This window comes from Caballeronia sp. AZ7_KS35 (genome assembly GCF_023631045.1).
Taxonomy (GTDB): Bacteria; Pseudomonadota; Gammaproteobacteria; order Burkholderiales; family Burkholderiaceae; genus Caballeronia; species Caballeronia zhejiangensis.
In genome coordinates this window covers 929439-943358 of sequence record NZ_JALQDV010000001.1, presented here as the reverse complement: position 1 = coordinate 943358, position 13920 = coordinate 929439, and the positions used below count along the sequence as shown (strand labels likewise).

Annotated in this window: 14 protein-coding genes and 2 pseudogenes; all 16 read left to right on the top strand. The window is 66.1% G+C overall.

All coding sequences use genetic code 11. The features are described 5' to 3' along the window. Positions 1-188: 188 nt before the first annotated feature. Positions 189-347, top strand: a pseudogene (locus tag NCT05_RS36955) (carbohydrate-binding protein); the annotation flags it as partial. A 26-nt stretch (positions 348-373) separates the two neighbouring features. Continuing rightward, entirely contained in the window at positions 374-598 is a 225-nt protein-coding gene (locus NCT05_RS04480; protein ID WP_250501812.1) for an MSCRAMM family adhesin SdrC, read from the top strand. A 13-nt stretch (positions 599-611) separates the two neighbouring features. Then, positions 612-713: pseudogene (locus tag NCT05_RS36950) on the top strand (carbohydrate-binding protein); the annotation flags it as partial. A 210-nt stretch (positions 714-923) separates the two neighbouring features. Further along, positions 924-2321 carry a glycoside hydrolase family 18 protein gene (locus NCT05_RS04475; protein WP_081851932.1) on the top strand — a complete coding sequence of 466 codons (1398 nt, stop codon included), beginning with the start codon at positions 924-926 and terminating at the stop codon, positions 2319-2321. Between the two features lie 78 nt (positions 2322-2399). Next, complete coding sequence (gspG, locus tag NCT05_RS04470; RefSeq protein ID WP_008351020.1) at positions 2400-2870, top strand: type II secretion system major pseudopilin GspG; 471 nt, start codon at positions 2400-2402, stop codon at positions 2868-2870. Positions 2871-2887: 17 nt separating this feature from the next. Then, positions 2888-4072, top strand: coding sequence for a type II secretion system F family protein (locus NCT05_RS04465; protein ID WP_034474466.1), 1185 nt, complete (start codon positions 2888-2890; stop codon positions 4070-4072). A gap of 3 nt (positions 4073-4075) precedes the next feature. Then, a complete protein-coding gene (locus tag NCT05_RS04460; protein ID WP_008351022.1) occupies positions 4076-5719 on the top strand; it encodes a GspE/PulE family protein in 1644 nt (547 codons plus the stop codon). A 12-nt stretch (positions 5720-5731) separates the two neighbouring features. Beyond that, on the top strand, positions 5732-6574 hold the full coding sequence (locus NCT05_RS04455) for a hypothetical protein (protein ID WP_250480355.1): 843 nt from the start codon (positions 5732-5734) through the stop codon (positions 6572-6574). Then, positions 6571-7362 carry a hypothetical protein gene (locus NCT05_RS04450; protein WP_250501810.1) on the top strand — a complete coding sequence of 264 codons (792 nt, stop codon included), beginning with the start codon at positions 6571-6573 and terminating at the stop codon, positions 7360-7362. The genes NCT05_RS04455 and NCT05_RS04450 overlap by 4 nt, the downstream gene beginning before the upstream one ends. Beyond that, positions 7359-7883: a hypothetical protein gene (locus NCT05_RS04445; RefSeq protein WP_250480353.1), complete on the top strand. Its 525-nt coding sequence runs from the start codon at positions 7359-7361 to the stop codon at positions 7881-7883. The genes NCT05_RS04450 and NCT05_RS04445 overlap by 4 nt, the downstream gene beginning before the upstream one ends. After that, positions 7880-8443, top strand: a complete 564-nt coding sequence (locus NCT05_RS04440; protein WP_250501809.1) for a hypothetical protein — start codon at positions 7880-7882, stop codon at positions 8441-8443. Before NCT05_RS04445 ends, NCT05_RS04440 begins: the two co-directional genes overlap by 4 nt. Next, positions 8440-10419: a secretin GspD/PilQ domain-containing protein gene (locus NCT05_RS04435; protein WP_250501808.1), complete on the top strand. Its 1980-nt coding sequence runs from the start codon at positions 8440-8442 to the stop codon at positions 10417-10419. Before NCT05_RS04440 ends, NCT05_RS04435 begins: the two co-directional genes overlap by 4 nt. A 22-nt stretch (positions 10420-10441) precedes the next feature. Continuing rightward, the gene (locus tag NCT05_RS04430) at positions 10442-10909 is read left to right on the top strand and encodes a type II secretion system protein (protein ID WP_008351029.1); all 468 of its coding nucleotides are present in this window, start codon (positions 10442-10444) and stop codon (positions 10907-10909) included. A gap of 5 nt (positions 10910-10914) precedes the next feature. After that, entirely contained in the window at positions 10915-11292 is a 378-nt protein-coding gene (locus NCT05_RS04425) for a type II secretion system protein (protein WP_008351031.1), read from the top strand. Then, positions 11267-11779 (top strand): type II secretion system protein, encoded by a 513-nt coding sequence (locus NCT05_RS04420; RefSeq protein ID WP_008351032.1) that lies wholly within the window; start codon positions 11267-11269, stop codon positions 11777-11779. Before NCT05_RS04425 ends, NCT05_RS04420 begins: the two co-directional genes overlap by 26 nt. A gap of 52 nt (positions 11780-11831) precedes the next feature. Next, positions 11832-13880, top strand: a complete 2049-nt coding sequence (locus NCT05_RS04415) for a glycoside hydrolase family 19 protein (protein WP_250501807.1) — start codon at positions 11832-11834, stop codon at positions 13878-13880. Positions 13881-13920: the final 40 nt, after the last annotated feature.

Below are 13920 nucleotides of genomic sequence, written 5' to 3'. Positions count from 1 at the left end.
GTAAAAAGCACGCCTATAAGAAAACCAGAAGGAAAACTAATCATCAATTTCCAACTTGCTTAGTGGAGAAGCTTGGATTATCAATATATCCGCGTATAGGCGCTTGAAATGCGCGGCGTTTGAGGCAAACAGCTTGACAATGTAGAGAATCGAAACCAACCATAATCGAAACAAAGGAGGCCATTCTCATGAATCGCCTTGTTAAGCATTCCAAAATTAGCGCATTGACGCTGGCCTTGCTGGTTGCCTATTCAGTCAGTGCCAATGGCGCCGAGTGGCAGGAAGGGACCACATATTCGACAGGCGCCACCGTCACTTACAACGGCCACACGTATCAGGCGCTGCAATCGCATACCGCCTACCCCGGCGCGGGATGGACGCCTTCCACCACGCCGACGTTGTGGAAGGATCTCGGCGCAACGGGCGGCACGCCGACGCCGACACCGACACCGACACCGACTCCAACCCCGAGTCCCACGCCGACACCGACTCCAACGCCGACTCCAACACCGACTCCAACACCCACGCCAACGCCAACGCCGACTCCGACTCCGACTCCGACGCCCACGCCGACACCGTCGGGCTCCGCGTGTTATGACGCGTGGTCGTCGACGCAGGCTTATGCGACGGCGGGCACGCGCGTGACGTACAACGGCCGCAATTATCGAAACAAGTGGTGGACGCAGGGCGAAAATCCGGCGCAATCCGGGCAATACGGCGTATGGGAAGATCTCGGCGCGTGCTCGGGCGGGCCGTCGCCTGCTCCTGCTCCTGCTCCTGCGCCGACGCCGGTTCCGACGCCGACGCCAACACCCGTTCCGACGCCCACGCCCACGCCGACGCCGACGCCGACGCCGACGCCGGTTCCAACACCGACGCCCACGCCCACGCCGGTTCCAACACCGACGCCGACGCCAACGCCGGTGCCAACGCCGGCCCCAACACCGACGCCGACACCCACACCCACACCCGCACCCTCCCCCTCAGGGGCGCGTGAAATCGGCGGCTACTTCGCGCAGTGGGGCATCTACGACCGCAACTACAAGCTCAAGGACGTCGACACGACCGGCTCTGCCTCGATGCTCACGTTCATCAACTACGCGTTCGGCAACCTCTACCAGAAGAACGGCGGCTACGAGTGCGGCATCATCAACAAGGCCGAGCCGGGCGCGACCAATCCGAACGCCGCGGACGCAGGCACCGGCGGCGACGCCTGGGCCGACTATCAAAAGAACTTCGGCGCCAACGAAGCCGTCAGCGGCAAGGGCGACACCTGGGACTTCCCGACGAACGATCCGCGCTACGGCAAAGCCGGAGCCGGCCCGCTGAAAGGGAACTTCAATCAGCTCAAGCAGTTGAAGGCCAAGCATCCGAACCTGAAGGTGATCATTTCGCTCGGCGGCTGGACCTGGTCGCGATGGTTCGGCAAAGCGGCGGCAACCGACGCGCTGCGCAAGCAGCTCGTGAGCTCGTGCATCGACGTCTACATCAAGGGCAATCTGCCCTATGACGCCGGCTCGAACGCGGGCGGCGACGGCATCGGCGCGGACGTGTTCGACGGCATCGACATCGACTGGGAATTCCCCGGCGGCGGCGGCCAGCCATACAACGCCGTCGATCCGAACGACAAGAAGAACTACACGCTGCTGCTCGCCGAGTTCCGCAAGCAACTCGACGCCATCGGCGCCCAGAACGGCAAGCGCTATCTGCTGACGGTCGCGATCGGCGCGGGCGGCGACAAGATCGCGATGACCGAGCCGGGCGAATACAGCAAGTCGCTCGACTGGATCAACATCATGTCGTACGACTTCCACGGCGGATGGGAAACCAACGGGCCGACCGACTTCCAGGCGCCGCTCTACGGCGACCCCGACAGCCCGAACTACAAGGCGGGCCAGTATGCGCCGACCTATAACGTCGACGGAGCGGTGAAGGCGCTGCTCGCAGGCGGCGTGCCGACATCGAAGATCGTGGTCGGCGTGCCGTTCTACGGACGCGGCTGGACCGGCGTCACCAAGGGTCCGCAAGGCGACGGCCTGTATCAGAAAGCCACCAAGCCCGCGCCGGGCAAGTACGAGGAAGGCATCCAGGACTACCGCCTCCTGAAGAGCGCGGCCGGCACGGTGTACGAGCATCCGGTCGCGAAAACCGCGTACAAGTTCGACGGCACCACCTGGTGGTCCTACGACACGCCCGGAACCATGAAACTCAAGATGGACTACGTGAAAGCGCAGAACCTGCGCGGCTCGTTCGCCTGGGAACTCGACGGCGACGGACCCAACGCCGAGTTGCTGAAAGTGATGAGCGACGGACTGAAGTGATGCTCGACGGGCCGCGCGCGTATCGCCCGACCGGGCAGACGCGCGCGGCGCCGAGATCCGAACCTGCCGGGGGCTGCCATGTATAACCATTTGACGAAGGCTGCCGCACTGAGGGGAAAGCTGACGCAGACCGGCATCGGCTTGCGCCGGCGCGGCTTCACCTTGCTCGAACTGCTGGTGGTGCTGCTCATCATCGCGCTATTGGCGGGCTATGTCGGACCGAAGCTCTTCGGCGAAGTGGGCAAGGCGCGCAGCAAGACGGCGGCATCGCAGATGAAGGGCATCGAAAGCGCGCTCGACCGTTATCGGCTGGACACCGGGCACTATCCGGGCACCGACGCCGGCCTCGCCGCGCTGATGACCAACGTCGGCAACACGTCGGGCTGGGAAGGTCCGTACATGAGCAGCGCGATTCCGAACGATCCGTGGGGCAAGCCGTATATCTATCGATCGCCGGGCGAAGGCGGCAAGGACTACGACCTGATGACCTACGGCGCCGACGGCAAGCCGGGCGGATCGGGCGAGGACGCGGACATCGTCGCCAAATGATCCGCGCGGTGAGCGCCATGCGATATCGCGTACGGGTCGAAAGCGACGGCGGCCAGCAGGAGCTGGAACTCGACGCCGCCGATGACGCCCAGTTGCGCCAGAGCGTCGCCGACATGGGTCTGTCGCTCATCGAAGCGACGCCGCTCGAAAAGCGCAAGGCGGGCTTCACGTTCCGCAAGCCCGTGTTCGAGCGCGCGCTCTTCACGCAAGAGCTGATCGCGCTGCTCGAAGCGGGCCTGAGCCTCGTCGAGACCGTCGAGACATTGCGCGACAAGAGCCGCGACGGGCTCAATCGCACAGTGCTCGCGCAGATCGTCTCCGCGCTCTACGAAGGCGAGCCGCTGTCGCGCGCGCTCGAGCGGCAGCCCGCGCATTTTCCGCCGCTCTACGTCGCGACCGTGGCCTCCGCCGAACAGACCGGCCATCTCGCCGAGGCGCTCAAGCGCTATCACCACTACGACGCGCGGCTCTCCGTGGTGCGCAAGAAAGTCGTGTCGTCGATGGTGTATCCGTCGATCGTCATCGCGACGGGCGCGCTCATCGTCCTGTTTCTCGCGTTCTACGTGATCCCGAAGTTCAGCCAGGTGTTCGCGTCGATGAAGGAGATTCCGTTCTCCGCGCGCGTGATGCTCGCATGGGGAAATCTCGTCGAGGCGCACGGCGGGCTGCTGCTCGCGGGCGTCGTCGGCGCGATCGTCGGCGCGGGCTTGTCGTTGCGCAGCGAGAAGGTGCGCGCGCGGCTCTTCGAAGCGTTCATGCGGCTGCCGAAGCTCGCGGACTATCAGCGCCTCTTCGCGCTGACGCGCTTCTACCGCACGCTCGGCCTCTTGCTCGCGGGCGGCATGTCGATGGTTACGTCGATGGAACTCGCCGCGCAGGTCTTGCCCGCGCAATTGCAGACGGCGCTCGCGCAGGCGCTCGACGAAATTCGCGCGGGCAAGCCGCTCTCCGGCGCGCTGCCCGCCGCGAATCTGACGACGCCGGTGGCCGAACGGCTCATCCGCGTGGGCGAGCAAAGCGGCGAGCTGGCCGGCATGGTGACGCGCTCGGCCGAGTTTTGCGACGAAGAGCTGGACCGCGCGATCGACACGCTGATGCGCGTGGTCGAGCCCGTCCTGATGCTGGTGGTGGGCAGCATCATCGGGACGATCATCTTCCTGCTCTACATGCCGATCTTCCAACTGGCCGGAGCCGTGGGGTGAATCATGGAACAAGCCGCGCACATCGCGCCCGATACGCGCACGCGCCAGCAGCGATTCTGGGACGATGCCGATCACGATCCCGCCGACTATCTGCATAACGTGACGGCGACGCTCGGCCTGCGCGGCTTCGACGCGCAAGCGCTCGAAACGCTCACGCCGCGCTTCGACCTGCTCTCTTTCGGCGACGCGATGTCGCGCAAGTGCCTGCTCGCCGACGACCCCGGCGCGCACTTGTGGCTCGTGCTCGCCGACCCTTTCGACGCCAACATGCGCGCCTGGGCGATGAACCGCGTGAAGAAGCCCTTCGCGTTCGCGTTCTGCGTGCCCGCCGAACTGATGGCGTACCTCGCGCTGCATGAATCGGCGCATCAGGCGCTCACGCAGATCAGCGTCGAGGGCAAGTCGTCGGCGAGCGCCGATGCGGGCGTCGAGATCACGCTCGCCACGCTCGCCGCCGACGTGCATCCCGTGATCCGGCTCGTCAATTCGTCGCTGTACGACGCGCTGCGGGCCCGCGCATCGGATATCCATATCGAAAGCACGGCGGCGGGACTCGTCATCAAATACCGCATCGACGGCGTGCTGCAGGAAACGGCGAGCGCGCCGGGCATCGACACGGCCGAGCAAGTGCTGTCGCGCCTGAAGGTCATGGCCGATCTCGATATCGGCGAGCGGCGCATTCCGCAGGACGGGCGCTTCAAGGCGATCATCAATCAGCGCGAGATCGATTTTCGCGTCTCGATCATGCCGTCGATCCACGGCGAAGACGCCGTGCTGCGCGTGCTCGACAAGCAACGCGGCGAGGCCGGCGCCACCGCGCTGCGGCTCGATTCGATCGGCCACGAGCCGGAGATCGTCGAGGCGATCCGCACGATCGCGCACGAGCCGTACGGTCTCCTGCTCGTGACCGGGCCGACCGGCTCGGGCAAGTCGACGACGCTCTACGCGACGCTCACCGAAATCAATACCGGCGACGAGAAGATCATCACGATCGAAGATCCGGTGGAATACGAGTTGCCGGGCGTGCTGCAAATTCCCATCAACGACAAGAAAGGGCTCACGTTCGCGCGCGGCCTGCGCTCGATCCTGCGGCACGATCCGGACAAGATTCTCGTCGGCGAAATCCGCGATGGCGAAACGGCGGGCATCGCCGTGCAGGCAGCGCTGACCGGCCACCTCGTGCTGACGTCCGTCCACGCGAACAACGTCTTCTCCGTGCTCGACCGCTTCCTGCACATGGGCGTCGACATGCACAGTTTCGTCGACGCGCTGCTCGGCGCGGTCGCGCAACGGCTGATGCGCAAGAACTGCCCGCATTGCGTGCGCGACGACGATCCGCCCGACGACGCGCTGCTGCGCGCTTCGGCGCTCACGCGCGAAGAGATCGCCGGCTGGCGTTTCCGCAAAGGCGCGGGCTGCGAGGCGTGCAGGCGCACGGGCTATCTCGGACGTCAGCCGATCGCGGAAGTGCTGCGCCTGAACGATGCGATCAAGCAATGCTTCGTCGAGCGGCGGCCGATCGTCGAGCTGAAGCAACTCGCGTATCAGAGCGGCTTCGTGCCGCTGCGCGGCATCGCGTTGCGCGCGGTCGCCGACGGACGCACGACGCTCGCCGAAGTCAATCGCGTCACGATGGTCGAAGGCTGACGGGGGCGAATCATGTCGCGTTGGTCGGACCATCTCGAAGCGTTGCGCAGCGTCGCGAAGAAGCGGCCGAAGCTGAATGCGCCGTCGATCAAAACGCCCGCATTCATGAGCCGCACGACGATCTGGATCGACGGACGGCACGCCCGCACGTTCGGCGGCGCGCCGATGCCGCTGTCATCGGCGAACGATGTCGCCGCGGCGCTCAAGGCCATCGAAACGCTCGCGCCGAAGCCCGCGAACCTCGGTCTGCATGCACTGCGCGTGGTGGTCGGCGCACCGTTCGCGCGCTATCACGCGCTGCCGTGGCAGCCGCTGCCGAAACCGCAGGACTGGGTCGCCGCCGCACGCGTGCAGGCCGTGCAGATGGGCGCGGGCACCGAGGCGTGGCGCTACGCCGTCACCGATGGCGCGTGGGAACAGGGACGCCTCGCCGCCGCGATATCGGAGGCGCTGTGCGCGAGCATCGAGCGTCTGTGCAAGACGCGCAAGCTGCAACTGCTCGGCATCGAGCCGGCGTATACCTTCGCGATGCAGAAGCATGCGGCGCGCATCCGCGACGGCGCGATCGCGATCGTCGCGCTGGAGGAAACGGAGCGTGACGCGGCCATCGCGCATATCGGGCTGCGGCGCGGCGGCGGATGGACGGCCTTCATCGCATTGCCGGTGACGCGCACGCGCGAGGGCGCGCTCGATGGCGTGCTGCGCGACGCGTTCGCGCTCTGCGCCGATACACCGCCCGAACGCCGCTACGTGATTGGACCGGGCGGACCGGGCGGACCGGACGCGCGCGAGCGCTGGTCGGCCGACGCCGCGCTCGTCGAATGGCTGCCCGCGCCCTGGGATGCCGCGACATGAAAGCGCCCGTCATCGACCTGCATCGTCCGAACCGGCCCGGCGCGGCCGTGGGGCTGCTCGCGCTCGTCGTCGGGATCGTCGCGCTGATCGCGGCGATGCAGTATCGCGACGCGCTCAAGGAACAAGGCGAGGCGCTCGACGAACGCGAGGCGACGATCGCGAAGCAGGAAGCGAAGTTTCATGTGATCAGCAACGCGCATCGCGAGTCCGGCGACGCGCGCATGGCGCAGTTGATGGCGCAGCAGCGCTACGCGACGGAACCCGCGCGCGATCTGATCGAAGGCGGATGGCATCCGAATATCGCGCTGCTGTCGCTGGATTTCGTCACCGCGTCGCGGCAGATCAACATGCAGTTCGAGACGCGCTCGGTCCAGGAAGCGATCTCTTACGCCGACTGGCTTCAGGCGCAGCCCGGCGCGGAAAGCGTCGCGATCAAGCGGCAGATTCAGAAGCCGGGACCGCCGGCGCCATCGGTGGAGACGTCGTTGCAGGTCACGTGGAAGGCGTTCGTCGCGCGCCCGGTGGCGGCTTCGGCGGTTGCGGCCGCTGCTTCGGCTTCGGCGGCATCGACGGCGGCTTCGGCGGCATCGACGGCGGCTTCGGCGGCATCGACGGCGGCTTCGGCGGCATCGACGGCGGCTTCGGCGGCTTCGGCGGCATCGGCGGCATCGGCGGCATCGGCGGCATCGGCGGCATCGGCGGCATCGCCGGCTTCCGCCGCTCCGGCCGCATCGCAAGCGCGGCCCCAGGCGAGCCACGCCGCCCATCCGAGCGGAGCGCGCCGATGAACCGCCTCGTCTGGGAACTGCGGCGCGCGCAGTGGCGGCTCGGCACCTTCGGGCTGCTCGCGGTACTGCTCATCGCGGGCGCGGCGATCGTCGCGCTGACCGACATCCTGCCCTTGCATCGCGACATCGGGCAGCGTGAGGCCGATCTGAACGCGCGCGCCGTCCATCTGACGCAACCGCCGCCACCCTCGCCCGACGAAGCCGTCGCGCCGGTCAGCCCCGAGGAGCGTTATTTCGTGTTCCTGCACAGTCTGCATGCGATCGCGGCGAAGAACGGCATCGCGATTCCGCAGATCACGTATCAGCTCGCCGCGCAGGAGAAGGACGATCCGTCGCTGCGGCGCTATGTCGTCGAGACGACGTTCAGCGCCACTTATCTGCAGTTCCGCGGCTTCATGCACGAACTGCGGACGCTGCCGGGCCTGCGCTGCGAGCGGCTCAGCCTGTCGCGGCCGAATATCGGCGTGACGCAACTGGAGGTGCGCCTGCAATGCGCGTTTCTCGTGGAAGCAACGAAATGAGCCGGCTCGACCTGCGCACCCTGAAGATCTCGCGTCCGGTGCTGGGGCTGATGTTGGCGGCGCTCGCGCTCGTCGCATTCACGTATTTTCGCGGCGGCGACGATACGGCGCCCGAACCGCAACAGCCAGCGGCGACATCGACGGCGAAGCCCGCCGCGCCCGCTTCCGCGCCGCCGGCGGCGAGCGCAGCCGATATCGTCGCGGCGGCCGGACCCGCGCCCATCGATCTCTTTCCGACGCAGAACTGGCAGCCACCGCCGCCGCCTCCGCCGCCCGAACCGCCCAAGCCGTCGAAGCCGCCGCCGCCGCCCGAGCCGCCGCCGCTGCCGTTCGCGGTTCGCTCGCTCTGGCTCGATCAGCAAGGCGTTTTCTATGTGGTCATTTCCGGCGCGAACCGCGAGTTCCCGCTCTGCATGAACTGCCAGAAGAAGGGCTTCCTGCACAAGGGCGACGTGATGCTGAACGCTTATCGCATCGACGACATCAGCCGCCGCGAAGTCCAGTTCACGTACCTGCCGCTGAAGCGCCGGCAGACGCTGTCGCTTGGAGAACTCAAATGAGCCGGCTCAAAGACGTGACGGTCTGCCTGTTGATTCCGCTCATCGCGGCATGCGCGGGGGATCTGCATCGGCAGGATCTGCAAAACCGGCTCGCGGGCATGCCGCCCGACGCCCAGCTCGAACTGCTCGCGCAGCAAAGCGCGCAGTATCCCGACGATCTGGAAATCAGAAGCTGGTATCTCGCGTTGCGGCGCAGGCTGTCGATGGAATACCTGCAACGCGCGACCGTCGCGTACCGCGCGGGCGACGCGGCGCAGGCGCTCGGCTGGGCGCACAAGGCGCAGCAGGCCGCGCCCGGCGACGACAACCCACGCGAGATGATCGAGTGGATCGAGCGACAGGCGCCGATCGACGCGGAAGTGCGCTACGCCGAATCGGTGCGTCTGGATCAGCCGCAGGCGGCGCTCTCGGCCGTTATCGACGTGCTCGCGAAGCAGCCCGACAACGCGCGCGCGATCCGGCTGCGCGAAGAACTGCTCGCGCCGAAGGGACAATCGATCGAGCCGAAGCTCAACAAGGACCTCGATCAACCGATCACGGTGCAGTTCCGCGATCAGCCGATCATCAGCATCTTCGAGCTGGTGTCGAACATCACCGGGCTGAACTTCACGTTCGACCGCGAAGTGCAAGCGACCGCGCCGACCACGATCTTCGCGAGCAACACGTCCGTCAAGCAGGTGCTGTCGATGGTGCTCCAGGCCAATCAGCTTTCGAGCAAGATCGTGAGCGGCAATTCGATCCTCATCTACCCGAAGCGGCCCGACAAGGAAACCGAGTACAAGGATCTCGTCGTGCGGACGTTCTATCTGCAGAACTCGACGGCGGCGCAGGTGCTCGGCGTGCTCAAGCAGATGGTCAAGACGCGCGACGCCGTGCTCGACGAGCGCACCAACGCGATCATCATGCGCGACGCGCCGGACACGATCAAAGTGGCGGAGCGCATCATCCGCGCGCTCGACGTGACGCCCGCCGAAGTGGTCATCGACGCGCAGGTGCTCGAAGTGTCGTCGTCCGATCTGCTGAACATGGGTATCCAGTATCCGGACCGCATCACGTTCGGGCTCAAGTCCGGCACGATCGACGACGGCACCACGCTGCCCGACAACACCGTCACGCTCGAACAACTGCATAACCTCAACAGCAGCGACGTGCTGGTGCGGATCGGGCCGGTCGGCATCAACTTTTTGCAGACGCACGGCAAGACGCGCACGCTCGCCAATCCGAGCATCCGCGTGCGCAATCGCGAGAAGGCGAAGGTGCTGATCGGCGACCGGCTGCCCGTCGTCACGACGACGCTCTCCAGCAACTTCAGCTCCGAGAGCGTCAACTATCAGGACGTCGGCCTCACGCTGGAAGTCGCGCCGGTGATCGCCAGTCCCGACGAAGTGCAGGTGAAGCTGCGCATGGAAGTGTCGAATGTCACCGACACGATCACGACGTCGACCGGGCTCGTCGCGTACCAGATCGGCACCCGCACCGCCGAAACCGTGATGAGCGTGCGCAACAACGAAACGCAGATGCTCGCGGGCCTGCTCCAGCGCAACGATCGCAGCTCGGGATCGGGCTTGCCGGGACTGAGCCGCCTGCCGATTTTCGACCGCATCTTCGGCTCGCGCGCCGACGACTCGAAGGAAACCGAACTCGTCTTGCTGCTCACGCCGCGCATCGTGCGCAATCAGGCCGTGCCGACGGGCAACGCGATGCAGTTCGATTCGGGCACGGAAACGCGCATCAGCACCGAGCGCGATGTCGTGACCGGCAACGAGAGCTTGCGTCTGCCGCCGCCGGTCGCCGCCGCGCCGGCAGTCGCGGCCGGTGCGGTCGCCGCAGCCCCGCCGCCCGTTCCATCGGCTCCATCGGCTCCATCCGTGCCGAACGAGCCGCCGAGCGCGCCGCCCATCGCGATCCTGCCGCCGCCCGCGCCGACGCTTCAGTCAACCGGCGAAGCGCAGCGGCTGCCGCGCGAGCAACCCTGAACCGCGCAGCCGGCCGACGACGATGGAAAAGGGCTTCACGATCATCGAACTGCTGGTCACGCTCGCGATCCTCGCCGCGCTCGCGATGGTCGCCGCGCCCCTCGTGCAGATCGCCGCGCAGCGCAACCGGGAGGACGAGTTCAGGCGCGCGCTGTGGAGCATCCGCGACGCGATCGACGCCTACAAGAAAGCCGGCGACGACGGCAAGATCGACCGTCCCGTCGGCGAGACGGGCTATCCGGCGAAGCTTGCAACGCTCGTCGAAGGCGTCGTCGACAAGACGAGTCCGACGCACGCGCGCATCTACTTCCTGCGCCGCGTGCCGCGCGACCCGATGTGCGACTGCCCGAGCCGCTCCGACGACGCGACCTGGGGCAAGCGCAGCTACGCGAGCCCGCCCGATTCGCCGAGCGAAGGCGACGACGTCTACGACGTCTATTCGCTCTCCGAAGGCACCGGTCTCAACGGCGTTCCCTATCGAAAGTGGTGAGAGCCATGTGGAAGAAGGCGCTGCGCGCATTCACGCTGATCGAGTTGCTGGTCGTGCTGGCGATCATCGCGACCTTGCTCACGCTCGTCGTGCCGCGCTACTTCGGCCAGGCGGACAAGGCGAAGGAAACCGTGCTGCATCAGAACCTCGCCGCGATGCGCGATTCCATCGACCGCTTTCGCGCGGATCAGGGGCGTTATCCGCAATCGCTCGATGAGCTCGTGCAGAAGCGCTATCTGCGCGAAATACCGATGGACCCCGTCGCGGGCAATCGCACCGCATGGACGACCGAGCCGCCCGCCGACGGCACACCCGGCGTCTACAACGTGCGCAGCGGCGCGAAAGGCAAGGGCAAGGATGGCAGCGATTACAGCGCGTGGTGAGCGGCGCGGCGGCGCACGTCGAAAGCGCGAGCGCGGCTTCGGCATGTTGTGGGCGCTGATGTGCGTCGCGCTGATCTCCATCTATCTGATGGCGGTCGGCACCGTATGGACCACGCAAATCCAGCGCGTGAAGGAAGACGAGCTGCTGCGCCGCGGCGACGCGATCCGCCGGGCGATCGAGGCTTACGTCAAGGCCGACAAGAGCGGCGCGTTCCCGAAGCGCTTCGACGATCTGCTGCGCGATCCGCGCGCGTCATACGTGCAGCGCTATCTGCGCGAGGCCTATGCCGATCCGATGACCAACGACGGCCCGTGGCAGGAGATTCGCGGGCCGGACGGCGAGTTATACGGCGTGTACAGCGCATCGAACGAAGCGCCGCTCAAGAAGGACGGATTTTCCGACAGCGATGCGAGCTTCGGGCTGCAGACGAGCATTTCGGAATGGAAGTTCACGTACTACCCGGAAAAGAACATGAGCCGACGGTAGCCGACTTCAATCGTCCGGCGCGCATCCGGACCTTCACGCTGGAGAGACTGAGATGACATCGATTCGAAGAAAGCTGGCATTGCTGCCGGCCGCGCTGATGCTTCAGGCGGGTCTGACGTTCGCGCAGCAGGCCTGGACCGAGGGCACGACCTATTCGGCGGGCACGACAGTCACGTACAACGGACGCGTCTATCAGGCTTTGCAGACGCATACGGCTTATCCCGGCGCGGGATGGAATCCGGCTGCGTCGCCGACGTTGTGGAAGGATGTCGGCGCGGCGGGGACGCCTGCGCCGGCTCCGGCTCCGACGCCTGTGCCGGTTCCTGCTCCGGTTCCGGTTCCGACTCCGACGCCTGTTCCGACGCCCACGCCGACGCCGACGCCGGTTCCGACACCAACGCCAACGCCGACACCAACACCGTCCGGCTGCTACACGGCGTGGTCCGCGAGTCAGGTTTATGCGCAGGCGAACACGCGCGTGACGTACAACGGGCGGAACTATCGAAACAAGTGGTGGACGCAGGGCGACAATCCCGCGCAATCGGGCGCGTATGGCGTGTGGGAAGACCTCGGCGCGTGCAGCGGCGCAACGCCGAGCCCGACGCCCGCTCCTACGCCTACGCCTGTTCCTGCGCCTGTTCCTGCGCCGACGCCTGTTCCGACTCCAACGCCCACGCCGACTCCGGTGCCGGTGCCCACGCCGACGCCGACGCCGACGCCCGTACCTGTGCCCACTCCGGTTCCGACGCCAACCCCAGCGCCAACCCCAGCGCCAGCGCCAACGCCAACGCCAACGCCAACCCCAACCCCAACGCCAACGCCAACCCCCGCGTCCTACAAACCTCAAATCACCTACATCCCCGCGCCCGCCGATTACCCGACGCAGGCCCAGTTCAACGCGTCCGAGAAAGCGCTGATCGACCAATCCGGCGGCCAGATCGCGACGCTGCGCGACGCCCTGCGCGTGCTGCCCGACGACGAAGTCAACGCCGTCGTGCCGAAACGCGCCGCCAATCCGTCGAACGTGAAGCGCGTCGAAGCGATCATCCCCGAAGCGAAGTTCGACGCGCTCTTCCCTGTACGCAACATCGCTTATTCGTACGTGAACTTCCTGCGCGGCATCGCTAAATTCCCGGCCTACTGCGGCGACTACACGGACGGACGCGACGCCGACGCCATCTGTCGCAAGCTGCTCGCCACATCGTTCGCGCACTTCGTGCAGGAAACCGGCGCGAACTGGAATTCGCTGACGCCGGCGCAAGCGCGCTCGAACGACGCCGAGCACAACAACCCGGTACTCGCGACGATGCCGCAAAACACGCCGATTCCCTTCTGGCAGCAAGGGCTGTGGTTCCTGCGCGAATCGGGATACACGGAAGGCTCGGCGGTCGGCGCGTATCAGCAGTGCATCCCCGGCTCGCACGCGACGAACTGGATCTTCTATCCGTGCGCGAAGAATGCCTCGGGCAAGTATCTCGACTACTTCGGGCGCGGCGCGAAGCAGCTCTCGTGGAACTACAACTTCGGCCCGTTCTCGCAGGCGCTGTATGGCGACGTCAACATCCTGCTCGACAATCCCGGACGCGTCGCGGATACGTGGCTCAACTTCGCATCCGCGATCTGGTTCGCCGTGACGCCGCAAACGCCCAAGCCGCCGATGACCTGGGCCGTCGACGGAACCTGGAAACCGAACGCCGTCGATATCGGCAACAACATGAAGCCGGGCTTCGGCGCGACGGTGTTCATCATCAACGGCGGGATCGAGTGCGGCGGCGGCGGCGCGGAAAAATCGCAGGTGACGAACCGCATCAACGCGTACAAGGAGTTCACGCGCGAGCTGGGCGTGACCATTCCCGCCGACGAACCGCTCGGCTGCGCCAACATGAAAGGCTTCAACGAAGGCTCGGCCGCCGCGATCAAGGCGTATCTCGACAAGGACTATTCGTGGATCAACGGCAAGCCGGCGACGGGATGCAAGCTGGTCGACTATCAGATGCCCTTCTCGCTCATCAATCCGGGCGATTACAAGGCGTGCACGGACTACTTCTTCCGCGGCAAGGTGACATACAACGGCAAGGTCGAAGTCGACAACACGAAGTAAGCGCCGGCGCGTTTCCTCGCGGCAACATCCGCGCGAGGGA

Bases quoted from the DNA above. Each gene is read 5' to 3' on its own strand.
- NCT05_RS04445 (WP_250480353.1), top strand. From the start codon at position 7,359: ATGAACCGCCTCGTCTGGGAACTGCGGCGCGCGCAGTGGCGGCTCGGC.
- NCT05_RS04450 (WP_250501810.1), top strand. From the start codon at position 6,571: ATGAAAGCGCCCGTCATCGACCTGCATCGTCCGAACCGGCCCGGCGCG.
- NCT05_RS04435 (WP_250501808.1), top strand. From the start codon at position 8,440: ATGAGCCGGCTCAAAGACGTGACGGTCTGCCTGTTGATTCCGCTCATC.
- NCT05_RS04430 (WP_008351029.1), top strand. From the start codon at position 10,442: ATGGAAAAGGGCTTCACGATCATCGAACTGCTGGTCACGCTCGCGATC.
- NCT05_RS04465 (WP_034474466.1), top strand. From the start codon at position 2,888: ATGCGATATCGCGTACGGGTCGAAAGCGACGGCGGCCAGCAGGAGCTG.
- NCT05_RS04455 (WP_250480355.1), top strand. From the start codon at position 5,732: ATGTCGCGTTGGTCGGACCATCTCGAAGCGTTGCGCAGCGTCGCGAAG.
- NCT05_RS04420 (WP_008351032.1), top strand. From the start codon at position 11,267: ATGGCAGCGATTACAGCGCGTGGTGAGCGGCGCGGCGGCGCACGTCGA.
- NCT05_RS04460 (WP_008351022.1), top strand. From the start codon at position 4,076: ATGGAACAAGCCGCGCACATCGCGCCCGATACGCGCACGCGCCAGCAG.
- gspG (WP_008351020.1), top strand. From the start codon at position 2,400: ATGTATAACCATTTGACGAAGGCTGCCGCACTGAGGGGAAAGCTGACG.
- NCT05_RS04480 (WP_250501812.1), top strand. From the start codon at position 374: ATGGACGCCTTCCACCACGCCGACGTTGTGGAAGGATCTCGGCGCAAC.
- NCT05_RS04415 (WP_250501807.1), top strand. From the start codon at position 11,832: ATGACATCGATTCGAAGAAAGCTGGCATTGCTGCCGGCCGCGCTGATG.
- NCT05_RS04440 (WP_250501809.1), top strand. From the start codon at position 7,880: ATGAGCCGGCTCGACCTGCGCACCCTGAAGATCTCGCGTCCGGTGCTG.
- NCT05_RS04425 (WP_008351031.1), top strand. From the start codon at position 10,915: ATGTGGAAGAAGGCGCTGCGCGCATTCACGCTGATCGAGTTGCTGGTC.